6 protein-coding genes are annotated in these 6,257 nt (G+C 63.3%); 2 read left to right on the top strand and 4 right to left on the bottom strand.

The genetic code is table 11. The annotated features are described in order from the left end of the window. Positions 1 to 235 (bottom strand): hypothetical protein (locus AVO45_RS10520; protein WP_157770137.1); only part of this gene is annotated, 235 nt, incomplete at its 3' end. Between the two features lie 39 nt (positions 236 to 274). Between AVO45_RS10520 and AVO45_RS10515 the strand changes: the two genes are divergently transcribed. After that, positions 275 to 784: a hypothetical protein gene (locus AVO45_RS10515; protein WP_068346636.1), complete on the top strand. Its 510-nt coding sequence runs from the start codon at positions 275 to 277 to the stop codon at positions 782 to 784. A 312-nt stretch (positions 785 to 1,096) separates the two neighbouring features. Further along, positions 1,097 to 3,790: a cation-translocating P-type ATPase gene (locus AVO45_RS10510; protein WP_068346761.1), complete on the top strand. Its 2,694-nt coding sequence runs from the start codon at positions 1,097 to 1,099 to the stop codon at positions 3,788 to 3,790. Between the two features lie 96 nt (positions 3,791 to 3,886). Here AVO45_RS10510 and AVO45_RS10505 read toward each other — a convergent pair whose 3' ends face one another. The 3 genes from AVO45_RS10505 to AVO45_RS10495 all read right to left on the bottom strand — a co-directional run bounded on the left by AVO45_RS10505 (position 3,887) and on the right by AVO45_RS10495 (position 6,256). Continuing rightward, a complete protein-coding gene (locus AVO45_RS10505; protein ID WP_068346634.1) occupies positions 3,887 to 5,266 on the bottom strand; it encodes a Do family serine endopeptidase in 1,380 nt (459 codons plus the stop codon). A 62-nt stretch (positions 5,267 to 5,328) separates the two neighbouring features. Next, positions 5,329 to 5,817 (bottom strand): Hsp20/alpha crystallin family protein, encoded by a 489-nt coding sequence (locus tag AVO45_RS10500; protein WP_068346633.1) that lies wholly within the window; start codon positions 5,815 to 5,817, stop codon positions 5,329 to 5,331. 40 nt (positions 5,818 to 5,857) lie between these two features. Further along, complete coding sequence (locus AVO45_RS10495; RefSeq protein ID WP_068346631.1) at positions 5,858 to 6,256, bottom strand: Hsp20/alpha crystallin family protein; 399 nt, start codon at positions 6,254 to 6,256, stop codon at positions 5,858 to 5,860. Position 6,257: the final 1 nt, after the last annotated feature.

The following is a 6,257-nucleotide window of genomic DNA, read 5'->3' as shown; positions in this document are numbered from 1 at the left end:
CCGCCGATCCGACCCTCGCCAGTTTCACCGCCGACAGCGGCGACAGCACCGCGCCCGTGGTCCAGTCCGCCTCGGCCCCCGATATCGGACCGGCCCACGTCGGAACGACGACCACCGACGTCACCGTCACCTTCACGGACAACGTGGCCATCGACACCGCCAGCATCGACGTCGGCGACATCACCGTCACCGGACCCGGCGGCGCGCTCTCGGTGACCGGCGTCAGCCTCGACACCGCCAGCGACGGCACGCCGCGCACGGCGCGGCGGGCGAGGTGCTGGACACCAGCGGCAACCCGGTGGCCGCCGACCCGACGCTGGATGGCTTCACGGTCGATCTGTCCTCGCCGCCACCGCCACCGCCATCAGATCCGTTCCGGGTCGAGGCGGAGACCTTCACCATCTTGAGCGGCTTTGTCGTGAAGAACAACGGCCACGCGTCCAATGGTCAATTCCTGAAGGCCGGCAACGCAGGCGAACAGCGCGCGGCCTACACTTTCGCTCAGAGCGACGGCATCTACGATCTGACTATCGGCCATTTCGATGAATCCGACGGACAGTCGCAGATGAGCGTTCTGGTGAACGGCACCCAGATCGACAGCTTTGTCTGGGATCTCGATGCCGGCGGCAAATTTGCGGATCAGTCCTCATTTGCCGAGCGCACCATAAGCGGCGTGGCGCTGTCCGCCGGGGACGTGATCGAGATCGTGGGTTTCAAGGACAAAGGTGAACCCTTGCGAACCGACTACGTCGATTTTGAATTTGTTGACACGCTATTTACCTGAAGCGTGACGTGAACGATCTCAAGACCGGATTCGCCGGTGTCCGAAGATCTACAAGACAGAAGTCTTTTTTACGCCCGTTCTCCTCGGGCCCGAGGTTCGCTTTCCCCCGCGGCGGCGCTTTTCGCAATGTTTGGCGACTTCCTGTTGCCGACGCCCCTCTTCATCGGCAACATACCCTCGGACCCCGCGTCGGCCTGGCGGGTCATTCAGAGCGGTATCGATTGGACCGACAACGGCAACCGAGCCATAGTGACCAAGACCGAAATGAACAAAAGCAGCCTCCAGAATTCGGGCCGGAAGGTCGAGCAGCCAATGCCGATAGCAACGCATCAAGCCTGGCATGCACTTCCGGCCGAGGCGGTGCTGGCCAGGTTGGCTTCCGACCCCTACGGGCTAAGCGAGCAGGAGGCTGCTCGCCGGCTGTCCCGTTTCGGGCAAAACTCCCTGCCCGGCGCGCAGAGCGCCGGACCAGTCAGACGGTTTCTGAGGCAGTTCCACAATCTCTTGATCTATGTCCTGATCGCCGCCGCGGTGATCACGGCCAGCCTGGCCCATTATGTGGATACCAGCGTGATCCTTGCGGTGGTGTTGGTCAATGCCGCGATCGGCTTCGTCCAGGAAGGGCGCGCCGAGGCCGCCATAGCGGCGCTGCACCGGATGCTGGCGCCCATGGCCACGGTCCTGCGCGACGGACAGCGTCGGCGCATCTCTGCGGCCGATCTCGTCCCCGGAGACATGATCCTGCTTGAGGCAGGCAACCGGGTTCCCGCCGACGCCCGGCTGGTCGAGGCCAACAGGCTGAAGGCTCAGGAAGCCATCCTGACAGGCGAGTCGGTGCCTGTCGAAAAGACCACCGCGCCCGCGGCTGAGGACGCGGCCTTGGGCGAGCGGCAATCAATGCTGTTTGCCGGCACTCTGGTCGTGGCTGGCCAAGCCCGCGCAGTCGTGACGGCAACCGGCGCGTCAACCGAGATCGGCCGGATCAGCCGCCTGCTCGGCGGGATCGAAGAACTGACAACGCCGCTTTTGCGAAAGATGGATATCTTTGCGCGTTGGATCACGGCGCTGATCCTGTTTGGCGCAGGGTTGCTGTTGGTTTACGGCTATTTCGTTCAGAACCATCCGTTCGAGACCCTGTTCATGACCGTCGTCGGCCTTGCGGTGGCGGCAATACCCGAAGGGCTGCCGGCCGTCTTGACCATCACCCTTGCGGTTGGCGTGCGGAAGATGGCTTCGCGGCACGCCATCGTGCGCCGTCTGCCGGCGATCGATACGTTGGGGGCGGTGACGGTGATTTGCACCGACAAAACGGGCACGCTGACCCGCAACGAGATGATGGTGGCCTCGCTGCGGACCTCCGCGACGCGCTATGAGGTCACGGGCGACGGCTACCTTCCGACAGGCGAGATTCTGCCCTCTTCGGACACCACCCTTGATGGCGATGCTGCGTTCGCCGCTCTTGTCGAAACGGCGCTTGCTTGCAACGACAGCACCTTTCTGGACCGGCAGACCGGCCGGGAAACAAGCGGCGATCCCATGGAGGCGGCGCTGCTTGTTCTCGCCGAAAAGGCCGGTCGCCTCGGCGACCGGGACCATTTCGAACGCCTCGCCGTCATGCCTTTCGACGCCGAATACCGCTACATGGCGACGCTCGACCGCCTGCCCGACGGCGAGACCAGGGTGCACGTCAAGGGCGCGCCAGAGGCCATTCTTGCACTGTGCAAGACACAAATGGCAGCCGCTGGCAGTTCCGAACCGATCGACCCTTCGTTTTGGCATGCGCAAACAGACAGCATGGCCGCCGAAGGCCAGCGCGTGATCGCGCTTGCTTGTCGTGCGGTGGAAAAGTCCCGGACGCTGTCGCAAAAGACCCTTGAGGAAGGGTTGATTTTCATCGGGCTGGTCGGGTTGATCGACCCGCCGCGCTCCGAGGCAACCGCGGCGGTGGCCGAATGCCAAAGCGCCGGCATCTCGGTCAAGATGATCACGGGCGACCACGCTGCCACCGCCGCAGCCATCGCTGCCCGGATCGGGCTCAATGCGCCCGCCCTGGTGCTGACCGGACGCGACATCGATGCTCTGGACGACGCGCAGCTGATCGAGGAGGCGTCACTGACCAACGTCTTTGCGCGCGCCACGCCGGAACACAAGCTTCGGTTGGTAAACGCCCTTCAGGCGAAGGGAGAGATCGTGGCCATGACCGGAGACGGAGTGAACGACGCCCCGGCGCTCAAGCGCGCCAATGCCGGCGTGGCGATGGGCATCACCGGTTCGGACGCGGCCAAGGAGGTCGCCGATCTGGTGCTGACAGACGACAATTTCGCATCGATCGTGGCGGCGGTGCGCGAAGGCCGGACTGTGTTCGAAAACATCCGGAAGGTCATCAGTTGGACGCTGCCGACCAATTCCGGCGAGGCCGCCGTCGTCATCCTCGCCCTACTATGGGGTTTTGCCATGCCCCTTTCGGCGATCCAGATTCTCTGGATCAACCTCGTGACCGCCGGCTCGCTGGGGGTGGCACTCGCCTTCGAACGCACCGAACCGGGCATCATGCGCCGTCCTCCACTGCCCGTGGACGCCCCGGTGCTCGACCGCACGCTGGTTTGGCATGTGGTGCTGGTGTCGATCCTTTTCGTGGTCGGAACCTACGGTGTCTACAACTACGCGCTCGACCGAGGCTATGATCTGCAACTCGCCCGCACGCTCTGCGTCAACACGCTCATCGTTCTCGAAATCTTCCACCTTTTCTTTATCCGCAACTTCCACACGACCTCGCTGACATGGGAAGCCGTGCGCGGCACCCAGGCGGTCTGGATCTGCTTAGTGATCGTGGTGGCGGGGCAGTTGCTGTTCACCTACGCGCCGTTCATGCACCGCCTGTTCGAAACACGGCCCGTTTCCCTGCTGGACGGAGCCATCGTCATCGGCGTTGGCCTGGCCTTCTTCGCCATCATCGAAATGGAGAAACAGCTGCGCCTGAGGCTGTCGGCGGCGGGCAGTGACTGAATGAGGGAAGCTGGCAGTGTCCAAGTCCCGATCGCAAGGCTACTCCGAACCGAAGTTCACTCGGTTCGGAGGCGCCCATGTTTGTTGCAACCGGACTTAAGTCCGCAGAACCACCAATATGAGCCGACCTTCGCGCCAAACCGTCAGAGCGACGGCGCCTGGGGCCTCTTCGAGCGCGCGGTCTATGTCGCGGATCGAGTCCACGGGCCTCCGGTTGACGGCGGTGATCACGTCACCCGCTTCCAGTCCAGCCCGCGCGGCGCGGCTTCCTGGCGCGATCTCCGTTACGACGACGCCATCCACCTCGCCCCAAGCCGGATGCGACCGATCCAGCGGCGAGAGGCGGACACCGGCTAAAACGTCCGAACTATCGCGACCGCGCACGGTGGCATGCCGCCCACCGGCATCTGCCAACCGCACCACGGCGGTCCGTCTCTCTTGATCGCGCAGGTAGGCAATTTGGACTTCCTCACCGGGACGTCGAAGCCCGATCTTCTGACGCAGATCGGCCGAGCCTTCGACCGCCTCATCGTCAACTGCAACGATCACATCACCGGCAGCCAGCCCCGCGGCGTCGGCCGGTGTGTCGGGTTCCACGGAAGACACCACCGCACCGGTTTCGGCTTCGACGCCAAGCGCTGCGGCAAGATCCGGCGTGAGATCCTGGATCATGACTCCAAGGCGGCCTCGCTGGACTTCGCCGAACTCCACGAGTTGCTCCATGACGGCCATGGCCATGTCAATGGGCACGGCAAAACCGATGCCGACATTGCCACCGCCGTTTGGCGCAATGATCGCGGTGTTGATGCCCACGAGCCTACCATCCAGCGTGACCAGCGCGCCGCCCGAGTTGCCGGGATTGATCGAGGCGTCCGTCTGAATGAAGTCCTCGTAGCCTTCCGGGTTGATACCGGAACGCCCCAACGCCGAAACGATCCCGCTGGTCACGGTCTGCCCCAGACCGAAGGGGTTGCCAATGGCCACGACGAAGTCGCCCACGCGGAGGTCGTCGGAATCGCCCAGCGGTATGTCGGTCAGGTCATCCGCCTCGATCTGCAGCACGGCGATGTCGGTCGCCGGATCCCGTCCGATCAATTCGGCCTCGAACTTGCGGTTGTCCCGCAGGGTTATTCTGATTTCATCCGCGTTCTCGACCACGTGATTGTTGGTCAGAACGTAGCCTTCCTCCGCGTCCACTATGACGCCGGAACCGGCGCTCATCTGCCGTTGTGGCGGCAGCTGTTCCAGCGGTGGCAGGAAAGGCTGAAAGAACGGGTCGCGGAACAACGGCGTCAACTGTGCCGGCCGCTCCGAAACCACCGAAATGTTCACGACGGCGTCGTCGATTGCGTCGATCAGCGGCGCGATCGTGGGTATGCCACGCGCGTCAGCCTCCGCGGCTGCGAACTGGGCGCCGGCCGGACCGCTCGCAACCCCGAGCGCCATGAGCAAGACAAGAACCACTCGGCCAATCATGGGAAACCTCCTTGCGAAGATGGCGCCGCGAGGCGGGCGCTCGCGGCGCGGGAGACCGATGATCAGGCGTTTTTCACCTCGATGCGCTTGACCTTGGCCTGAGCTTCGGGCGTCTGCGGCAGCCTGATCGTCAAAACGCCGTTCTTGAAGCTGGCCTCGGCCTTTTCGCCGTCAACGCCCGGAGGAAGCGGGATCGTGCGATACACCGCACCATAGCTGCGTTCGGACAGGTAGTAGCCCTTCTTTTCCTCCTGCCGCTCGATCTTTTTCTCGCCCTTGATGGTCAGCATGTCGTCGGTCACCGTGACCTCGATATCCTTCATATCCATCCCGGGCAGTTCGATCGACACTTCGACCGCACCCTCGGTCTCGACGACGTCGGATTTCGCATCTCCGCTCCAGGGCCAGTCCAAGTCGCCCACGCGGTTCCAGAAGTTTTCGAACACGCGGTTCATGTCGCGCTGGAGCGTTGCGATCGGGTTGTTGTCATCCGTCTTGGGCTCTGGCGCTTGATCCTTGCGAGCCCAGGGAATCAGGTCCTTGATCTGCATTGTCAGTCCTCCTTTGTTCGAAACGGTCGGACGGCGCCAATCACGAAGCCGTCACAGTAATCTTCTTGGGCTGAGCCTGTTCCGCGCGGGGCAGCGTCACGGTCAGCACACCATTCGCGACCGACGCGCCGATCTTTTCGGGATCGAAGTCGTCGGAAAGTGTGAAAGCCCGCTCGAAATCGCCTTCGCCGTACTCGGCATAGGCCAGTTGCAGCTTTTCGGGATGGGCGGGATGCACCTTGCCTCGGATCGTCAGAACGCGCTTTTCAAGCGTGACATCCACATCCTCTGCCGCAACGCCGGGCATTTCGAGCATCAGGGTCACGCCCTCGTCGGTTTCGACGATATCGGTGAGCGGCCTGTAGATGCGGCCACCCGTCGTGGTTTCCGGCGTCTCGGCCGGGGTCTTGTCGGCGGTTTGAGTGACTTCGGTGTTCATG

The organism is Ruegeria marisrubri (assembly GCF_001507595.1).
GTDB classification, from domain to species: Bacteria; Pseudomonadota; Alphaproteobacteria; order Rhodobacterales; family Rhodobacteraceae; genus Ruegeria; species Ruegeria marisrubri.
Note: the sequence above shows the minus strand (reverse complement) of the source record. Positions and strands in the feature narration are given on the sequence as shown.

Coding starts and splice junctions, on each gene's coding strand:
- AVO45_RS10505 (WP_068346634.1), bottom strand. CDS start 5,266: ATGATTGGCCGAGTGGTTCTTGTCTTGCTCATGGCGCTCGGGGTTGCG.
- AVO45_RS10500 (WP_068346633.1), bottom strand. CDS start 5,817: ATGCAGATCAAGGACCTGATTCCCTGGGCTCGCAAGGATCAAGCGCCA.
- AVO45_RS10495 (WP_068346631.1), bottom strand. CDS start 6,256: ATGAACACCGAAGTCACTCAAACCGCCGACAAGACCCCGGCCGAGACG.
- AVO45_RS10510 (WP_068346761.1), top strand. CDS start 1,097: ATGCCGATAGCAACGCATCAAGCCTGGCATGCACTTCCGGCCGAGGCG.